The 20,653-nt window shown below is 51.8% G+C and carries 9 protein-coding genes and 1 pseudogene; 5 read left to right on the top strand and 5 right to left on the bottom strand.

Annotated elements, in window-relative coordinates; translation table 11 throughout:
- The first annotated feature begins 7 nt into the window (after positions 1-7).
- Entirely contained in the window at positions 8-2,764 is a 2,757-nt protein-coding gene (locus tag VFS25_RS17025; RefSeq protein ID WP_326463368.1) for a glycosyl hydrolase, read from the top strand.
- 151 nt (positions 2,765-2,915) lie between these two features.
- Here the strand turns inward: VFS25_RS17025 and VFS25_RS17030 are convergent, their stop codons facing one another.
- The 5 genes from VFS25_RS17030 to VFS25_RS17050 form a co-directional block, all read right to left on the bottom strand.
- Positions 2,916-3,683 carry a hypothetical protein gene (locus tag VFS25_RS17030; RefSeq protein WP_326463369.1) on the bottom strand — a complete coding sequence of 256 codons (768 nt, stop codon included), beginning with the start codon at positions 3,681-3,683 and terminating at the stop codon, positions 2,916-2,918.
- Between the two features lie 22 nt (positions 3,684-3,705).
- On the bottom strand, positions 3,706-5,265 hold the full coding sequence (locus VFS25_RS17035; protein ID WP_326463370.1) for a RagB/SusD family nutrient uptake outer membrane protein: 1,560 nt from the start codon (positions 5,263-5,265) through the stop codon (positions 3,706-3,708).
- A gap of 26 nt (positions 5,266-5,291) precedes the next feature.
- A complete protein-coding gene (locus VFS25_RS17040) occupies positions 5,292-8,405 on the bottom strand; it encodes a TonB-dependent receptor (RefSeq protein WP_326463371.1) in 3,114 nt (1,037 codons plus the stop codon).
- A gap of 233 nt (positions 8,406-8,638) precedes the next feature.
- The gene (locus tag VFS25_RS17045) at positions 8,639-11,491 is read right to left on the bottom strand and encodes a TIM-barrel domain-containing protein (RefSeq protein WP_326463372.1); all 2,853 of its coding nucleotides are present in this window, start codon (positions 11,489-11,491) and stop codon (positions 8,639-8,641) included.
- Positions 11,492-12,040: 549 nt separating this feature from the next.
- The gene (locus VFS25_RS17050) at positions 12,041-16,174 is read right to left on the bottom strand and encodes a hybrid sensor histidine kinase/response regulator transcription factor (RefSeq protein ID WP_326463373.1); all 4,134 of its coding nucleotides are present in this window, start codon (positions 16,172-16,174) and stop codon (positions 12,041-12,043) included.
- A 293-nt stretch (positions 16,175-16,467) separates the two neighbouring features.
- Here VFS25_RS17050 and VFS25_RS17055 point away from each other — a divergent pair, with 293 nt between their 5' ends.
- From VFS25_RS17055 to VFS25_RS17070, 4 genes and pseudogenes are all read left to right on the top strand, one after another.
- Positions 16,468-17,067: a Panacea domain-containing protein gene (locus VFS25_RS17055; RefSeq protein WP_326463374.1), complete on the top strand. Its 600-nt coding sequence runs from the start codon at positions 16,468-16,470 to the stop codon at positions 17,065-17,067.
- A complete protein-coding gene (locus VFS25_RS17060) occupies positions 17,067-17,513 on the top strand; it encodes a hypothetical protein (protein ID WP_326463375.1) in 447 nt (148 codons plus the stop codon). Before VFS25_RS17055 ends, VFS25_RS17060 begins: the two co-directional genes overlap by 1 nt.
- Positions 17,514-17,723: 210 nt before the next feature.
- Positions 17,724-20,198, top strand: a complete 2,475-nt coding sequence (locus VFS25_RS17065) for a glycoside hydrolase family 95 protein (protein ID WP_326463376.1) — start codon at positions 17,724-17,726, stop codon at positions 20,196-20,198.
- Between the two features lie 25 nt (positions 20,199-20,223).
- Positions 20,224-20,653: pseudogene (locus VFS25_RS17070) on the top strand (hypothetical protein); the annotation flags it as partial.

Genomic DNA, 20,653 nt, shown 5'->3' on the forward strand with positions numbered 1-20,653 from the left:
CGGATTTTTGACCGCATGTTTATTGAGCTGTTATTGTTTTTGTACCGGCCAGCAGGTATTGCAATGGCCATCCATTACCGCGGAAACCCGCCCCTGGACCCGCTGGTGGTGGTTGGGCAATGCGGTAGATACGCCCGGCCTGGCATACAATTTACAGGCGCTGCAGCAGGCCGGGATAGCGGGGGTAGAGATTACGCCCATTTATGGCGTCAGGGGATTTGAAAATAAATTTGTTGATTTTTTATCACCGCGCTGGATGCAACTGCTGGGCTACACCCGGCATGAAGGCCGCCGCCTGGGTATTACCGTGGATATGAATACCGGCACGGGCTGGCCTTTTGGCGGTCCTAACATCCCGTTGAAAGATGCGGCAGGGAAAGTGTACTTTAAGGAATATCATTTGCAGGGCGGGCAGTCGTTAAAAGAAATAATACACGCAAACGTAAAGGACCCGCGGCTGCCTGCACCGCTGCAGGTGCTCATGGCATATGGACCGGGGGGACGGCGGGTAAACCTTACTGCCAAAGTAAATGAGGCCGGCAGGTTACAGTGGACAGCGCCAGCAGGCAGCTGGCAGCTGATAGCGCTGTTCAACGGTAAAACCGGGCAAAAGGTAAAACGCGCTTCGCCCGGCGGCGAAGGATGGGTAATGGACCACTTTTCAAAACCCGTGGTAACGGCATACCTGCAGCGGTTTACCAATGCATTTAAAAGCACGCATACACCGCCGCCGCATAGCTTCTTTAACGACTCGTATGAAGTGTTTGGCGCAGATTGGTCCACCGATCTGTTAAAGGAATTTGCAAAGCGCCGGGGCTACCGGCTGGAAGATTACCTGCCTGCTTTCCTGGGGCAGGGCAATGCCGATACCGTGCGCCGCGTGGTGAACGATTATCGTGTAACCCTTTCCGATATGCTGCTGGAAAATTTCACGCAGCAATGGGTCAGCTGGGCGCATATCATGGGCAGCACCACGCGCAACCAGGCGCACGGCTCGCCTGCCAACCTGCTGGACCTGTATGCTGCCGTGGATGTGCCGGAATGCGAGTCGTTCGGCACTACGCATTTTAATATACCGGGCCTGCATATAGACAGTAGCGAGATCCGCCATACGGAGTCCAACCCGCTGATGGTAAAGTTTGCCACTTCCGCGGCGCATGTAACAGGGAAAAAATATGTGTCTGCAGAAACCTTTACCTGGCTTACGGAACATTTTAAGACACCTTTATCGCTTTGCCGCCCCGAGCTGGATAACCTGCTCCTGAGCGGCGTAAACCATGTGCTGTTCCATGGCACGCCGTATTCACCCAAAGGCGCGCCCTGGCCCGGATGGCTGTTCTATGCATCGGTGGAGTTTTCGCCCTACAACACTTTCTGGCGGTACATGCCCGCATTTACGCAGTACATTACGCGCACGCAATCCTTCCTGCAGGCAGGTGAAGCAGACAACAATATTCTTTTATACTGGCCGGTGTACGATATATGGCAATCGCCCATGAGCGACCGTTATTACCAGTTTGTGATCGGCAAAACAGCGGAATGGATGAAGCCCTTTCCTTTCTACGATGCCGCTGCCAAACTGGTAAACGAAGGCTATGGCGTTGATTTTATTTCAGACCGGCAGCTATTGCAAACCAGCGAGGTAAACGGGGCAATACATACCACCGGCAACCATTACCGCACCATTGTGGTACCGGCCTGCCATTACATGCCGCTGCCGGTTATGCGGCAGCTGGTTGATCTTGCCAGGGCCGGGGCCACCGTAATATTTTTAGATCATCTTCCCAAAGACGTGCCGGGGCTGCAACAGCTAAAAGAACGCAGGCAGGCGTTTGCACAATTACAGCGGGCATGCGGCGCCGCTGCCTTTACCGGTAAGGTAACACCATTGGGCAAGGGCCGTATTATAACTACTGCAACCGCTGACATGGAAAAGCTGCTGCCGGTATCGCGGGAAAGCATGGTAGATGAAGGCCTGCGTTTTGTGCGCCGCAGGTATGCAGGCGGTCACTATTATATGATCGCCAACCAGCAGGATCATGATTTTGACGGCTGGATAACCCTGGGCACCCCGGCCGCCGCTGCTGCTTTGTTTGATGCGTACACAGGTAACAGCGGCCTGGCGCAGCTGCGGCAGCAGGATGGTAAGGCCATGGTGCGGCTGCAGCTAAAAGCAGGTACATCGCTGGTAGTACAAACCGCAGGTACGGCAAGCAGCTTAACAGGCCCTGCCTGGGCATACTGGAAGCAGGCCGGCGCAGCGCAACCGCTTACCGGTAAGTGGGAGCTGGCTTTTACAGATACTACGCCTGCCATTTCAAAAACTTTTACACTGGACAGCTTATACTCCTGGACACAGCTGCCGGACAGCGCAGCGAAGGTTTATGCTGGCGCGGCGCGTTACCGCATCAGCTTTAATAAGCCTGCCACTGCCGCAGATGACTGGCTGCTGGAGCTAGGCGATGTACGTGAAAGCGCGTGTATCACTATTAACGGCCACCGGCCAGATACCTTGTGGGCATTGCCTTTCAGCGCGCGCATCGGTAAATACCTGCAACCGGGAAAAAATGTACTGGAAGTGGAAGTGGCGAACCTGCCGGCAAACCGTATAGCCGATTACGACAGGAAGGGTAAGCAATGGCGCATTTTTTACGAGATCAATTTTGTAAATGTATTTTACCAGCCTTTCTCCGCGGCAGGGTGGGCGCCGGCACCTTCGGGATTACTGGGGCCGGTGCGGCTGGTGCCGTTAAAAAGAGAGTAGCAGCATATTAATAAAATACCAAAGGCCCCCTGGCAAAACCGGGGGGCCTTTTTATTCTATTCGTAACGTGTTAAATGGCACCAGGGCTGGATAACCCCGGTTTAGCATTATTCATTATTTAAACTAAAACCTAGTGCACTAAAAACAATCTTTAATAGCTAAATCCTTTGCGTTTGAACATCCACAGGTTGCGCCAGCCATCGCCCTGCTGGGCCAGTGTAAGCTCATTCTCGTTCAGCGTTACTATTACATACGTGATCTTGGCGCCGTTGCTGATGTCCGAGCCCAGTATTTTGAGTGTTTTATTCAGCGTGTCCAGCACAAACAAACTTTTCTCTGTGCCTTTGGGCGTAACCTTGGTGTAGTTGGCAGCGCCGTTCAGGTCAAAGGTCATTTCATCATTGGCAACGCCCCAGGAGATCACATCGGCCGGTGTGGGCTTCCACCATTCCGGCGCAGTAGCGGCGCCGGAACCGTTGCCATACGGCGCGCCGCCGGGCGTGTCCATGGCCCATACCCAGGTTTTACCTGTTTCGCCGTTGGTGAGCAGGTTCCACATAGGGCTGCTGAAATACTGGGGGTCGTTTTGTGATACAACTATCTTGGCGGAGTCCTGCACGGGGCCGCCGCCGGTGTAAGCCACAAATTTGATGTAGTAAGTGCCGGCAAAAGGAATGTTAATGGTATCTTTTGCCTTGTTGGAAATGCCGGTGCCGTAATCCCAGAAAGGAATAACGCCCTGTGTTTTATTTTCAAGAAACACGATGTTATCGTGCCCCTGCTGCTGTGTTACGGAAAACTGCAGGTCTTTTGTTTGCAGCGGAGCGGGCAGCACATCCCGGTCTTCCCGCGGATCGCAGGCTGCCAGCATGCAAAGCAGCCCGCAGCTGATAATAATGTATTGCAAATACTTGTTCATTGCTTTTGGTTTTGGTTGATCATTATTGGTTCCATCCGGGGTTTTGCTGCAGGCTGCCGTTGGAGAGGTTCAGCTCCTGCTGCGGTATCTGGAAAAGTCCTTTTGTTTCCGGGCGGAAGGTTACGCTGAACTGCGGATCGCTGCTGCTGTTGTCAATGGCTTGTTTGGCGGTGGGAATGCCCTGCCGCAGCAGGTCCCAGTAACGATGCCCTTCCAGCGCCAGCTCAAAGCGGCGTTCATCCATGATCAGCTTTTTACCGGCAGCATCCGGGGTAAGCGTTCTGCGGTGGTTCTGGTCCAGGAAAGCGCGGTCGCGCACGCGGTCATAGTATTGCTGCGCTTTGCCCAGGTCACCGTCCAGGTTCAGCTCCGCGCCCATCAGCAGCACATCTGCAAAGCGGATGGCCACATAGTCGTAAAAGTTATCTATCTGGAAATCGCCGCTGTAATCTTCTGCCTTGGAGTCCATCATGGGCATGTACTTCTTCCACATAAAGCCGGTTTTCTGCGGGTAAACGGCTGCGTAGCTCAGCCCTTCTGCTTCCACTGAAATAATAGACCCGGCGCGGCGCGTATCGCCCGGCTCATAGGCGGCCCACAGTTTTGGGTTAACAGGGCCTGCGCCCCAGCCTTTGTAGTAGGGCGGTACAGCATCGTTCCGGAAGCCGATCATTACCTGCATGCGGTTACCGTCATGCTTATTCCAGTCGCCCAGCCCTTTGTAGGTGAACTTGATGGCAAATACGGTTTCTATGTTGTCTTCACCTGCAAAGCTTGAAAGGGATGCCTGCCACAGCCGGGGAAAAGAGTCTACCAGGTTGTGGCCACTGGCGTTGATCACGTCATCTATATACGTGCGCGCCTGCTGTTTGGTAACAATGCCGCCTATATCATTTTGCCCGTAATAGCCGGTGTAATACAGGAATACGCGGCCCAGCAGCGCTTCTGCGGCCCATTTGGTAACACGGCCGTATTCTGCCGGCGGAATACCGCTGTAGGCAATGGCGGGCAGCTTTTCTGCTGCAAACTGCAGGTCGGAAGCTATGAGCTTATACACATCTTCAGGATTGGCCTGCGGCACATTATACTGGTCGGGAGAAAGCGGCGTGGTTACCAGCGGCACATTGCCGAACATGCGCACCAGGTCGAAATAATAATAGGCGCGCAGGAAATGCGCTTCTGCCAGGTAGCGGGTTTTAAGCGTGGTATCGCTGCCCCAGTTCACGCCGTCCATTTTGCTCAGCACCAGGTTGGCGCGGTAAATACCTGTGTAGTACTTCGTCCAGTTACCCAGGTTGGTATTGTTGTCGTTTTCAAAGCGGTCCCACCGTTTCCATACGATGTCTGACTCGCCGCCGCCGCCAAAGCAGTCGTCGCTGGCTATTTCAGATACCAGCTGTATGTTGTCGAAGTCGCCGTACTGCAGCTCGTCATAAGCTGCCACCAGGGCTTCCAGCGCGTCCTGCGGCGTTTTGTAAAAAGTTTCTTCCACCTTCCGGTCTATAGGTTCCCGCTCCAGGAAGCTCTTACTGCAGGAGAGGGCGGTGGTTAATATGATAGCTGCTGCAAAAAATTGTTTCATCCTAATGTTTTTTCTTGGTTTACAGATCAGAACCGGGCGTTTATGCCAACAATCACGGTTTTAGGCTGCGGATAGGTGCCTACATCTATACCGGATGCCCAGGGATAAGGACCATAGCCAATCTCGGGGTCCATACCATTGTAGCCGGTAAAGGTGAACAGGTTGCTGGCAGATACGTATAGCCGTAACTGTTGAAACGGTATACGCGGGAACAACCCTTTCTTGAAATCATAGCCCAGGTTAATGCTCCTTACACGCAGGAAAGAGGCGTCTTTCACAAACAGGTCAGACGAGCGGGTCCAGTTTTGGTTGGCGTCGTCGCCCAGGGTCATGCGCGGCAGCCGGTTTGAGGTGCCTTCTCCGTGCCAGCGGCCCAGTATCTCCGTAGTGTAGTTGCTGGTGGGGCGGGAGTAGTCGCGGATGCCGTCAAACACCTGGTTGCCGGAAACGCCGTACAGGAACACGGAAAAGTCAAAGCCTTTGTAGCCCAGGTTCAGGTTAAGGCCGTAAGACACATCCGGGTTGGGGTTGCCGATCTCTGTTTTATCGCGGCTGTCTATTACGCCGTCGCCGTTCAGGTCAACAAAACGTACGTCGCCTGGTTTGGCATTGGGCTGTACCAGCCCGTTTTTGCCGGTGTAGTTTTGTACGTCAGCATCGTTCTGGAATATCCCGGCTGTTTTTAAGCCGTAGAAATAACCTACGGGATGGCCCACCTGTGTGCGGAATATTTCATCTATACCAACAAAGGTTACGTTGGCATCGCCTACGATCACCTTTTCTGCGTTGGGTATGTCTATTACATTGTTTTGATTGAAAGTAACATTGCCATTAATGCCAAAAGAAAGATCGCCAAACTGGTGGGTGTAGCCCAGCGCCGCTTCTATACCCTGGTTTCTTACGCTGCCGCCGTTCACGGTAGGCGGTTTGGTGCCGGCTATGGCAGGCACGGGCACGGTAATGATCCAGTCGCGGGTGGTTTTGCGGTACCAGTCAAATGTAACGCTGATGTCTTTGAACAGCTGCGCATCAAAACCGGCATCCAGCTGCTCGGAGGTTTCCCATTTCAGGTCCGGGTTAGGCACGCGGTCCGGTGAGGAGCCGGTGAACTTTACATCATTATTCCCGAAGTAATAATCCTGGTAGGCCGAGGTGATGGTGGCCATATACAGGTAGCTGGTGGTGGCAATGTTATCATACGCATATACAGCCGGCAGGTTACCGTTACGGCCCCAGCTGGCGCGTATTTTCAAAAAGTTGAGCCAGTTGGTTTGCATGAATTTTTCATTGCTGGCCACCCACCCGGCGGAAAAAGACGGGAAGTTACCAAAGCGGTTGTTGGCGCCAAAACGGGTAGAGCCGTCCCTGCGGAAAATGGCCGTGAACAGGTATTTTTCGGCGTAGTTATAGTTGATACGGCCAAAGTAGGAGAGCAGCGCATCTTCGCTGCGTTTACCGTATATCTGCTTGGTATCTTCATTGGTGCCGTTGTCAATGATACTGTGGTCCAGGTCTGCAATGGTTACATCTTCTTTATAGCCGTTCACATAAAACACATTGTTCTCGTTGGCGGTTGTACCCAACAGCACGGTAACGCTATGCTTGTCAAAATCGTGCTGGTAAGAGATGGTGTTATCCCAGTTCCAGGTGCTGTTGCGGGTAATACCCATGTAAGCGCGGGAATGGTTGTTCACTACGTTGGTAGCCAGGTCATAAACCGGCGTAAAACGGTTTTCGGTGGTATAGTTGAGGTCCAGGCCAAAATCGCTGCGCAGCTTCAATCCTTTGATGGGCATTATTTCCAGGTAGGCATTGCCGAGTATGCGGTCTGTTTTGTTTTTGTTCTGGTTCTGGTAGTCCATTAAAGCGACCGGGTTTGCTTCATCCGGGTTGAAGGCGGATTTTGCATAATTACCGGCAGAGTCATACACCGGGAACAACGGACTTACATTTACAATAGATCGCATGGTATTGCCGTAAATATTACCTACGCCAACGCCTCTTTTATTGGAAAGGGTGTAGGTGAAGTTTTCGCCGAACTTCACTACATCCTTGTACATGTTATGCTCGGAGCTAAGGCGGAAGGCGAGGCGCTCATATTGTGACTGTCCTTTAAAGCCGATAGTACCGTCCTGCTTCATATAAGATAACGAGGACGAGTACACGGACTTTTCAGAACCACCGGATACGTTAACGGTGTGGCTTTGGGTAGGGGCGTGTTTATTGAACACGGCTTCCTGCCAGTCGGTGCCCTTGCCCAGCTGGTTAACCTGTTCCACCGAAAAGTAGGGCGCGCGGCTGGAGTTGATGGCTGCCTCATTCATTACAATGGCGTATTCATGGGCATCCAGTAATGGCAGTTTACGGGCCGGGTTCTGCACGCCGTAAAAACCGTCGTAAGATACCTGCATGCTGCCTTTACGGCCTTTTTTGGTAGTGATGATCACTACGCCGTTAGCCGCGCGGGAACCGTAAATAGCGGCGGAGGCGGCGTCTTTCAGCACATCCATAGAGGCTACGTCCGATGCGTTCAGGTAGCTGATGTCTGAAGTAGGCACCCCATCTACAATATACAGCGGATCAGAGTTGCCGATAGTACCGGTACCGCGTATACGCACTTTCATGCTTTCACCCGGCTGGGCCGAGTTGGAAGTTACCTGTATGCCGGCGGTTTGCCCCTGTAAAGCCTGGTCAACGCGCAGGGTATGCGTTTCTTCCAGCGCAGCGCCGTTCACGCGGCCGATGGCGCCGGTGTTCAGCTTTACTTTTTGGGTACCGTAGCCCACTACCACCACTTCATCCAGGCCGGTAGTGCCGCCTTCCAGGGCAATGGTAATGCTGCTGCGGCCTTTAACGGCTATGCTTTGTGTATTAAATCCTATCAGTGAAACCACCAGTGAGTCGGTATCGTTAACCTGCAGGGTAAACTCGCCGTTGCCGTTGGTAATGGTGCCGCTGGTAGCGCCTTTTACGGCTACGCTGGCGCCCGGCAGCGGGCTGTTATCCTTGGCATCCGTTACCTTGCCGGTTAGCGGATGTTTGCTTTCCTGGGCGGCAGCGCTGTACCCGGCCAGTACCAGTGCCAGGAGCAGGAGGCTGTAGAGCCCATGGATAGAAGATTTTTTGTACGCATTTTTCATGTGAAACTGTTTAAATTTTTCAAAGGCCACATGGAATGAGCCAAAGCAAATTTCATGTGGAACTTGTTTGATTGTTTTAGAAGCGGCATGGAAGCACACCTGTACTTTCATGTGAAACGCCTGTTATCCAGGTAAAGCAGTGTGGATTGTTCCCCGTTAAGTGGCATAGGTATGCAGGTATTGTTTTTTCATAATATCGTGGTTTTAGTTTGCGGGTAATAACGGCGCCGCTGCTATTGCAGCAACACCGTTTTTTCCTGACCGTTATATGTTACTACATGATCTGTTTGCCGGTTGAAATTGAGCGCTACGGCATTGTTGCGGCCCACCTTTACTATGCGGAAAGTTCTTTGCTGCAGCATGCCTGGGAAGCTGCCTTCCCTTTTGCCGATAGTAAGCGTTTGCGCAGCTTCATTATAAGCCAGCGGTATGTTGCTGTAGCTGCCTTTCTCATAATTATAGTTCACGCCTTCATCTTCATACAGGTTAAACTGCGCATCCTTACCGGTGTACACATACAGCGTAATGGTATCTGCCGGGCGTTCCCCGGTGTATTGTATGGCAGGGCCAAAGGGCAGTATGCTGCCTTCTTTTACATACAGCGGCATACGGCTTAGCGGCGCGTTGGCAGTAATGTATTCGCCGCCGGCGTTGTATTCGCCGGTGTACAGGTTGTACCAGCCGGCGCCGGCCGGCAGGTATAAGCGGCGGCTGCGGGCCTGGTAGGCATATACCGGGTTTACCAGCAGCGACGGGCCAAACATGAACTGGTCCTTTATGTTCTGCACCGCGGTATCTGCTCCAAAATCCATTATCAGCCCGCGCATGATCGTATAGTTCTTATGGTAGGTGGCGCCTGCCAGTGAATAGATGTAAGGCATCAGGCGGTAGCGCAGCTGGTCATAGTACAGCATAGACTCGTATTCGGTGCTGCCTGCGGGCGCAATGTTGAACATTTCCCGGTAGGGAAACTGGCCATGGCTGCGGAACAGCGGGCAAAAAGCCCCGTACTGGAACCAGCGGGTGTTCAGCTCACGCCACTCCTGCAGGGCAGCGCCCTGCGGGGCCGGCTTGTCGTATTTGTCCTCTACATAAAAACCGCCAATGTCAGTGGTCCAGTAGGGCAGTCCCGAAAGGCAGAAGTTAATGCCGGCGGGTATTTGGCGCGCCAGCTCGTCAAACCTGGCTGCAATGTCGCCGCTCCACGTAGCAGCGGCATAACGCTGTATACCGGCATAGGCCGAGCGGGTGAGAATAAATACGCGCTGGTCCGGCTTTGTTTGGCGCTGCCCTTCGTATATGCCCTCAGCGTTAGCCAGCGCATAGCCGTTAAAATACTGGTCGGCCGGTCCCAGGGCGGTTGGGTTCATGAGCGCCTTGCGGTGTGCAATAGAGGCGTTCGACAGCACATCGGGCTCGGTAGCATCCAGCCACCAGGCATCTACTCCTTTGCTGAACAGGTTTTTATTGAGCAGGCTCCAGAACAGCTTACGCGCATCTGCATTGTAGGCATCATAAAAGGTAGATACATAGCCTTTGCCGATCCAGTCGCGCTGCCGGTCTTTAATATTCTGCTTGTACAGCCATCCTTTTTCATCAAACAGGCGGTAGTTCTCAATGCCTTCATAAAACTTCGGCCATACAGAGATCATGAAGTGCGTATGGTATTTGTTGTGCAGGCGGCTGATCATGCCGGCGGGGTCGGGAAAGCGCGCGGGATCAAACTGCTGGCTGCCCCAGGCGTCCTGCTTCCAGTACGACCAGTCCAGCACAATGTTGTCCAGCGGTATTTTCCTTTTGCGGAACTCCCGTACCGTTTCCTCTATTTCAGCCTGTGTTTTATACCGCTCCCGGCTTTGCCAGAAACCCATAGCCCATTTGGGCAGCAGGGTGGCGCGGCCGGTAATGGTGCGGTAGCCGCTGATCACTTCATCCGCATTATCCCCGTAAACGAAATAGTAATCCAGCTTTTCGCCTGCTTCGGAGGTGAGCGCCCATTTATCCTGCAGGGCAGGCGGGGTAGGGCTCAGCCATTTCAATGATACAAATGCCTGCGACGACTCGGGGATCCATTCTATCTTCAGCGCATGCTGCCGGCCTTTGTGCAGCGCATGCTGAAATACGGTTGGGCCGGGGTTCCAGCCCTCCCGCCATTTATCGAGCACCAGGGTACCATCTATCCACACTTTTATATAGCCGGAGGCGGTCATAAAAAATTTATGCAGCCCATCTTCCGCAGGCGATATAAATCCTTCCCAGGTTACCATGCCTTTATCCATCGGAAATGCAGCGGGTATGTTGTGCAGGTCGGCCAGGAAGGTGTAATCTATTTTGTTTTCCTCCCTGCGCAGGTATATGTGGCCGGGGTGCATGCGGGATGCATAGGTAGTGGTTAACCCGCCGGGCTGATGGTCTTTATTATATAAGGTAAAGCTGCCCAGCTGTTCGTACGGCCGGTCGTCGCCAAAGCGGGTAATAGAATAGTTATCCCATAAAATACCGTATTGGCGGCTGGAGAGCAGGAAAGGCACTGCGGCAATGGAGTTGTATTGCGTAAGGTCCACATCTTGGTTCTTGTAGTTCATTAAACCGGTCTGGTGCTGGCCCAGGCCATAAAACGCTTCATCGGCAGGGGAGTTGAATATTTGCCGGATGTGGTAAAGCGCCTTGCCGTTAATGGTTACGGGGGTAAAGGTTTTACCGCCGCCTGCGGGTTCCTGCAAAATAATTTGCCCGCCGGCGTTGCGGAACATTACTTCTCCTGTTTGCAGCGATACGGTGGCGGTAAGCGCGCTGGTTTTCAGCGTTACGGTGCCGTTTTTTTCCTCCGAGGTCCATTTTACGGCAGGAGAGCCGGTAATAACCGCCATAAGGCTGGGTGTAGCGGCAATATCTTCACCGGGGCCTGCAGATACATGAATAATTTTGTCTGATACTACCTGCAGCTGTACCTGCCGTGCACCGTTAGGGGCAGGTTGTTCCAGGTGGATCAATAAACCGTCTTTAAGTCTTTCTACATTTCCGGCCAAACCAATGTGGGAACATAACGTGCATAGCAATGCCGGGATGAGCGTTTTTCTTATCATACAAGTGGAACTTGAGTTAATTGCGAATTGTTCAATTACGAATTACGAATTGGGAAATGCTGTTGAAGCGAAATGTCACAAGCAAAGGCGTTGTTGTTCCTGGTTCAGCTGTTCTTCTCCTGCCATTGTAATAGTTAAAATCTCCTGATCGTATTTTCCTGTGCGCAACCATCTTCAGCCGCACACCAATTCGTAATTCGTAATTGAATAATTCGTAATTCCAAATCTACCCTGCCTGCGCCATTCCCGGGGGAGCGGAATGTTTTTGATTAGGGGTGATTATGTTAACGCATGTTGGCGCCAGGGTATGCAAATGATAGCGGAAAGTATATTAAATGTTAACCTGACAGGTATTGTTTTGTAAAAAGCTATTGATAGTCATATCAATAGCAACAGCACCAGGCCGGTGGTAATAAGGGCATACAACAGTATTTCTACGGTCAGGTACAGCTTGCGGCGATGTTGATAGTTTCTTCGAGGCATATCTTATAATGATCAATGCATAAAACTATCGATTGCCCGCGGGGCAGAGGTATAGGATTTGGTTATTTATGGGGTATCATTTGTTGCTTCGCCGCCGGGTGACTGCTGCCGGCCGTAGGCAGAGGGCAATACGTTATATGCTGTTTTAAAGTAGCGCGAGAAGTACTTGGGATTATTAAAGCCTACCTCATAAGCCACCTCCGCCACGGTAAGCTGGCTTTTTTCCAGCAGTTGGGCCGCGCGTTTTAACCGGATGGAGCGGATGAACTCAATAGGCGTTTTGCCGGTAAGGGATAATATTTTTTTGTAGGCCGATACGCGGCTCATGTGCAGGGCGCGGCTCAGGTCTTCCACTGAAAAGTCGGGATCCGACAGGTGTTTTTCCACCACCTGGAGGGCCTGTTGTATAAATTGTTCGTCGGCAGAGGAGATGGCCACTTCGCTGGGATTGACGGTAATTTTTTCGCGCAGCGATTTTTTTAGGGTTACCTGCTGCGCAATGAGGTTGCGGATGCGGGACAGCAGCACCTCAAAGCTGAAAGGTTTGGTAATAAAGTCGGTAGCGCCCCGTTCCAGCGCCTCCAGCTGGTCGGCCTCCGTAGTGCGGGCCGTGAGCAATATGATGGGAATGTGGGCCGTGCGCTGGTTGCCCCGTATGCGCCGGCACAGCTCCAGGCCGTCCATTACCGGCATACTGATGTCGCTTACCACCAGGTCGGGCAGGGAGTGCTGTAATATGTTCCAGGCGCTTTGCCCGTTTTCTGCGGTGGCTACCTGGTAGTGCAGCCCCAGGTTATCTTTCAGGTAAAAGCGGAAATCCTCATTATCTTCTACCAGCAGCACCAGCGGTTTTTTGCCGGTGCGTACCGGAATAACCGGTGCAGGCGCCGGTGCGGACGGTGTTTGTACCGTATGCGCGCCGGCAGCTGTTATTTCTGTAACGGGTACCGGCAGGGCGGCATTTGTTTTTACCGGCAGCTGTATGGTAAAGCAGCTGCCCATTTCCGGCGCGCTGTCAACCGTAATGGTGCCGCCGTGCAGCTTCACAAACTCCCGGGTAATGCTTAACCCGATGCCGCTGCCCTGGTTTAGCAGCGAGCCTTGCCCCTCATGCTGGAAAAACCTTTCAAATATGCGTTCCTGTTGTTCCAGCGGCATACCAATACCGGTGTCTTTTACCTGTATGATCAGCTGGCGGCCGTCGTCCGACAGTTGCAGGCCTACTGTTACGTGGCCGTGCTCCGGCGTGAATTTAAATGCGTTGCTCAGCAGGTTAAAGATGATCTTTTCTATTTTGTCTGCATCATAGCTCATTACCAGGCTGCCCACGGAGGTATGAAAGTTCAGCCGCACCTGTTTCTTTTCAGACAGGTCGGAGAAAGAGGCGGTGAGCTCCTGTATAAAGGCTACTATATCGCCTTCTGTGGTGTGCAGCTTTATTTCCTGCACCTCCATTTTACGGAAGTCCAGCAGCTGGTTCACCAGGTTCAAAAGGCGGCGGGCATTGCGCTGTATCAGCTCCAGCTGTCCTTTAACGCCTGTTTCCTGCGTGTTTTTAATGATCTTTTCCAGCGGGGTAATGATGAGGCTCAGCGGGGTGCGGAACTCGTGGGAAATATTGGTGAAGAAACGGATCTTGAGCGCGTCCAGCTCATGCATGCGCTGCGCCTGCTGCCGTTCCTGCTCAATACGGAAACGCAGCCGCTCCCTTTCCAGCATTAAACGCCTGGCCAGCAGCAGCGCGCCCAGTATGAGCACACCATATATTAAAAAGGCCAGGGGCGTTTTCCAGAAGGGCGGTAATATTTTAATGCGCAGCTCCAGGGGGTGCTGGGTCCACACGCCATCATTGTTGGATGCTTTTACGCGGAACACGTAATCGCCGGGGTCCAGGTTGGTGAAGGTCGCTTTGCGCTGCCCGTCGCCGGTGGTCAGCCATTCCTGGTTAAAGCCTTCCAGCATATAGGCGTAGCGGCTTTTTTCAGGATGAAAGTAGCTGAGCGCTGCAAAGCCGATGGAAAAAACATTCTCTTTATACTTCAGCGTGATCTGTTGCGTGGCGGAAATATCCTGCCGGAGCAGCACGCGGCCGTTTATTTTTTCGCCGGCGCCCATGCTTTTGTTAAACACCTGGAAGTCGGTGAACACCAGGGGCGGCACATTTTTATTGCGGGTAATGGTATGCGGGTAAAACAGGTTAAAGCCATTGCTGCCGCCAAACAGCAGCTCGCCCTGCCGGGTTTTCAGCGCGGCGTTTTCGTTAAATTCCTTGCCCTGCAGCCCGTCTGCCGCATCGTAGTTCAGGAAATGGAAGGCAGGCGTTTTTCCTGCGGCAGTGGTAATGGAAAGGTTAGAGAGCCCGTTGGGAGTGCTCATCCACAGGGTATGGTCATTATCTTCCAGGATGTTCAGCACCGTATTGTCGGGCAGCCCGTCTTCTTTGCGGAATATGCGTGATTGCTGCTGTTGGGGATCATACAGGTTCAGGCCCTCCCGGGTGCCTATCCATATCCAGCCGCGGCTGTCCTCAAACAAACAAATCACGTTATTGTTGCTTAGTGTTTTGCTGTAGGCGGTAAAACGCCCGGTAGCAGCGTCTTTTATATCCACGCCGTTGTCTGTGCCTATCCACAGGTTGCCTTTTTGGTCTTCCAGCAGGGCGGCAATATAGTTGGAGTGTATGGCGTTCGGCTGCTCTTTGCGGTACACGCGGAAGGTTTGCGTGGCAGGGTTGAACAGGTTAAGCCCTGCGCCTAAAGTGCCCACCCACAGCTGCTGCCGGCTGTCTTCAAATATTTCCCATACGCTGTTATTGCTCAGGGAGGCGGGGTTAGCCGGATCGTTCCGGTAATGTGCAAACCTTCCGTTGGCAAAACAGTCCAACCCGCCAAAGTAAGTGCCCACCCACAGCTGCTGCCGGTGATCTATCCAAAGGCTTACGATCACATCGCTGCTTAAGCTGGCCGGGTTGTTGGGATCATGACGGTATTGCGTATAGGTGTTGGTGTTACGGTTAAAGTAAATAAGACCGCCGCCGTTGGTGCCTATCCACAGGTTGCCGGCATCGTCCTCTACAAAGCGGTTCACATCGTCATAGGGCAGGCTTTGCGCGTTAAAAGGCTGGTGCTGGTACAACGGGAACTTTACGATATTTTCATGATAGTAGCTCACGCCTTTTTTATAAGTGCCTACCCATATAATGCCGGTGTTGTCTTTATACAGGGTGGTAATGCTGTTCTGCGCCAGGCTTTTGGGGTTTTCCGGCTGGTTCACTTCGTAGTGTATGCTTTGCCGTTGTTTGTTAATGATGTTAATGCCGCCATGGTCGGTGCCTATCCATATGCGGCCCTGGTTATCCTGCACTACGCCGCGCACAATGTTATTGTTCAGCCGTATGGGGCTGCTGTTCTGGTCATAATGAACAAAGCTTTGCGTGGCGCGGTTAAAGTACCATACGCCCTGCGGGTCGGTGGTGCTGTATATCCACAGGTCGCCTTCACGGTCGGTCAGCAGTGAATAGGTTTGTACGGCGCCTTTATGCTGGCGTTGTAAATAGTCATTGCGGTATATGACGCGGTGGGTGCGGCCATCCATTTTTTCGAGCAGGCCGTTGCCGTGCAGCAGCCAGCAGTGGCCCTGCCCGGCGCCGGATATAGCGGCAATGTTGTTATCGGAAATGCTGGCGCTGTCTTTAGTATGCTGTATATGCAGGGCTGGTTGTTTGCCCGGCGTGTAACAATACAGGCCGGCGGCGGGTACTATGAACCAGTAGCGGCCCATGGTATCGCGCACAATATCGTTCACAGCGGCGCCGGGTATGCCCCATTGCTGCAATACCGGCTGCGGCTGGCGGAAAGCATTGCGGGCGGGGTCGTACACATGCTGGCCGTCGCGCGCGTAAATCCATAGCAGGCCGCCGGGCGCCCCGGTAATACGCTCAATAAAATTATCCGGTAAAGAGGTAGTGTCGCGCAGGTCGTGCTTGAAAATGCGGAAGGTGTAACCGTCGTAGCGGTTCAGGCCCGACACGGTGCCAAACCACATAAAACCTTTGCTGTCTTTGAATATGCAGCTGACCTGGTTATTGGAAAGTCCCTGGTCAATATCAATACGGGTAAACTGGTATGACGGCGTTTGTGGAAAGGCGCGCAGTACCGGGAGTAATGATAACAGGAAAAATATAACGGCGTATCTTCTCATGCTGTGCAGGATGCAGCGTGAAAACATGCATCATTTGTACCGCCTCTAAATTAAAGTAAAAAGGTCGAAAGAGTTCGACCTTTGTGCTAAATTCCACGTTATGGTACTCAGGTCCATAATATTATAGGATAAAAGTAAGGAGGGCTAAAACGATGTCCAAATTTTAGCACTCTTTTTTACGCAAACGATTGCACACTGCTGGAGCACTACAGTGGCTGATTTTGGGAGGATGATTTTTCACTGGTTGGTTACTAAAAAAATTAGTATTTTTGTGAAAGGAAATTGGTACCTTTATGTTGATGAGAGGTTTTAACTACAAAAAAGCTGTTCAGGCCCTAAATTTTCTTGCCGAAAAAAACGGCTCTCCATTAAACAAGATGAAAGCCATAAAGCTGATTTGGCTGGCAGATAGGTTACATCTCAGAACCTATGGCAGAACTATAACCGGCGATGTTTACTTTGCTTTGCCGTATGGCCCTGTTCCCTCAACTACAAGAGATATTCTCGAGATAAATTCTTTTTCACTAAGTGATGATGAGCTCAATTATTCCAATGAATATCTTGTAATAACAGACAAATTGAATTATAATACTAACAAGGTTCCCAACACAAAAGTTTTTTCTAAAACAGATCTTGATATACTTGAGAAAATTTTAGAAAAATACGGAGCTTTCGATCAATTCACGCTCAGTAAACTGTCCCACCAGTTTCCTGAATGGAAAAAATATGAGTCTGCATTAAAGCAAAAGGTTGCATCCAGGTTTGAAATGAATTACATCGATTTTTTTGAAGATGTTGATGACAGTACCAAATTGTTTATAGCTGATCCCTCTTCAACCCAGTTGGCTAAAGACATTTACCTGGAAGATCAAAAAATGTCAAATATATTGTGATGAAGGTGCCATTTGAGCTGTTTTTGCGGGCCGTTCAGGAAAAAAAAGTGTACTACTTTACAAGCGCAAAAATAGATTCAGATGTTCCTCACTATTTTATCTGCGTTAAAAGAACAGATGATTGCCTGTTAATCTTTACCTGTTGTACTTCTCAATTTGAATCACGAAGAAAATTCATAGAATCGCGGAAGCTGCCTTTTGCTACTCTCGTTTACATAAGGCCTGGTGAAGATGGCAATCCTTTCACTAAAGACACTTATGTTGACTGCAATAACTGCCACATTTATACTTTTGAGGAGTTCAAAAGAATGTATAACTCAGCGGCGGTCCGGTACTCAGGAGAAATATCAGAGGAGTATTATGAACAGATCATTATTGGTCTTCATGAAAGCCCGCTTATTGCAGAGGATATTAAAGAAATTTTGCCTGCTAAAGACAGTTTTTAATGGTATAAACGCTTAATCTGCCGTAGTGCTGTTTAATTCTTCCGGCATGGAGAGTCGCTGGTAACCCGGCAATATCATTAAAATCCCAATAAAAAAGCTTATTCCCGCTTTTTCCGGGACCTTCCCCTTCATGATCAATTTTCATCAGCTTTTGCGAAAATAGAATGCAAACGAATTTGTATTTTGTACGTTCCAATTTATTGTAAACTGATGCAACTGAAACTATTATCTGCCCTGCTGCTACTTGCAGGCGCCGCTACTGCGCAGCAACATGCGAATACACTGGAACTCTGGTACAAGCAACCGGCAAAGGAATGGACAGAAGCCCTGCCCGTAGGCAACGGCCGCCTGGGCGCCATGGTGTTTGGCGGTGTGAACGATGAGCTGCTGCAGCTGAATGAAGCTACCCTGTGGTCCGGCGGGCCGGTTAATAACAATGTGAACCCTGAAGCCTATAAACATCTGCCGGCCATACGCGAAGCCCTTTTCAAAGAAGATTATACTGCTGCTGCCAAAGAGGTACAGCAAATGCAGGGCGTGTACAGCCAGTCGTACCTGCCTTTGGGAGATATTCATATTAAGCAGCAGCTGGAAGGCGCTCCCGCGGATTATGTACGCAGCCTGAATATAGCGGATGCAGTAGCCGGCACGCGTTTCACCAGTAACGGTGTTGCCTATACGCGAGAGGTATTTTCTTCCGGTAAAGACCAGGTGATCGTAATACGGTTAACCGCCAGCAAAAAGAATGCGCTGAACTGCACTATTACCACCTCCAGCCAGCTGCGCCATCAAACAACAACCAGCGGGCAGCAGGAATTAACCCTCAAAGGTAAAGCCCCTGCCCACCTGGATCCCAGCTATGTAAACTATAACAAAGCGCCTATCATATATGAAGATGTAAGCGGCTGCAAAGGCATGCGCTTTGAGCTGAAGATACGCGCCAGTAATACAGACGGTACAGTAAAGACCACGGCAGACGGTATACAGATCAGCAATGCCACACAGGCCCTCATACTGGTATCTGCCGCTACCAGCTTTAACGGGTTTAACAAATGCCCCGACAGTGAAGGTAAAGACGAGCATAAGCTGGCCACCGGTTATTTGCAAGCCGCTGCACAGCACCCGTTTAATGAGCTGCGCAGGCGCCACCTGGATGATTACCATCACTACTTTAACCGCGTTAGCTTTACGCTGCCGCCCTCACCCGGCATAGCGCGCACCACCCTGCCTACCGACGAGCGCCTGCGCCGTTATGCCCAGGGAGCGCCCGATGCAACGCTGGAAGCCCTGTACTTCCAGTTTGGCCGTTACCTGCTTATCTCCAGCTCGCGCCTCAACGGCGTGCCGGCCAACCTGCAGGGCATCTGGAATAAAGAGCTGCGGGCGCCCTGGAGCTCCAACTATACTATTAACATTAATACGGAAATGAATTACTGGGCAGCGGAAGCCTGTAACCTGCCTGAAATGCACCGCTCCCTGCTTACGCTCATACAAAACGTGGCCAGCACCGGCCGTTACACCGCGCGGCATTTTTACCATACCCGCGGCTGGGCCGCCAACCATAACACCGATATATGGGGGCTTTCCAATCCTGTAGGGGATATGGGCAAAGGCGATCCGCAATGGGCCAACTGGCCTATGGGCGGTAACTGGCTGTGCCAGCACCTTTGGGAGCACTATCGTTTTACCGGCGATAAAAAGTTCCTGCGCGATACTGCCTACCCCATCATGAAATCTGCCGCACAATTCTGTCTTGACTGGCTGGTGGAAGATGGCAAAGGCCACCTGGTAACGGCGCCGTCTACCTCACCGGAAAATGTGTTTATTACAGATAAGGGCGTAAAGGGCGATGTGTCCATAGCTACCACTATGGATATGTCTATCATCCGCGATCTGTTCAGCAATATAATTGATGCAGACGCTGTATTGCAAACAGACGCTGCTTTCCGCGATACGCTGGTAAAAGCCAAAAGCCGGCTGTTCCCGCTGCAGATAGGCCGCAAAGGCAACCTGCAGGAGTGGTATAAAGATTGGAAGGATGAAGATCCCGAGCACCGCCATATCTCGCACCTGTTCGGCTTATTCCCCGGCAGGGAAATATCGCCGCTTACCACGCCCGCTTTCGCAGCAGCCTGCAAGCGCACGCTGGCCATACGCGGTGATGGTGGCACCGGCTGGAGCAAAGCCTGGAAGATTAATGTATGGGCGCGCCTGCTGGACGGCAACCATGCCTACAAATTATTACGCGAGCTGCTGAAGCTGAGCAGCAATGACGCTACAGATTATCATAATGCCGGCGGCACCTACGCCAACCTGTTCTGCGCGCATCCGCCTTTCCAGATAGACGGTAATTTCGGCGGCACATCGGGCATTACGGAAATGCTGCTGCAAAGCCAGCTTGATGCCATACAGCTGTTACCGGCCCTGCCGGACGCCTGGCCGGCCGGGGAGGTAAAAGGATTGGTAGCACGGGGCGGATTTGAGATTGATATGCAATGGACCGATGGAAAGTTGAAAAAAGCCGTTATACTTGCAAAGAAAGGAGGCCCCTGCCGCCTGCGGGTGCTGCACCCGGTAAAAGGCAGCGGTGACCTTACCCTTACCGCATTACAGGGGGACGGTACCGGTTACCTGTACACGTTTAACACCGTTGCAGGCGGCGTGTACACGTTAACGGGAGAGTAGTCATTAAAACTATGTCAGCTATCTTATGAGATGTATATTCCTTGTACTTGTTTATGCAGGCCTTTTTGTGCAAACGGCCTTTGCGCAGCAGCACACAGGTAAAATAGACCGGCACGCGCTGGTAACGCGCCACAATATTGTTGTACAGCGGTTTGACTCGCTGGCGTCGCTTTCTGTGGGCAATGGCGAATTTGCTTTTACAGTAGACCCTACGGGCCTGCAAACTTTCCCGGAATATTACCAGCAGGGCGGCGTGCCCCTGGGCACACAGTCGGAATGGGGCTGGCACAGCTTTCCCAATGTTTACCGCTACCAGCAAACCGAAGTATGGACAAAGTATAAGGTGCACGACCGGCAGGTGCCCTACCTGTATTCACAGAACCGGCCCGGGCGGCCTAAAGATGCGATGGAATGGTACCGCGCAAACCCGCACCGCCTGCAGCTGGGCGTAGTGG

Source organism: Chitinophaga sp., assembly GCF_035761305.1.
Lineage (GTDB): Bacteria > Bacteroidota > Bacteroidia > Chitinophagales > Chitinophagaceae > Chitinophaga.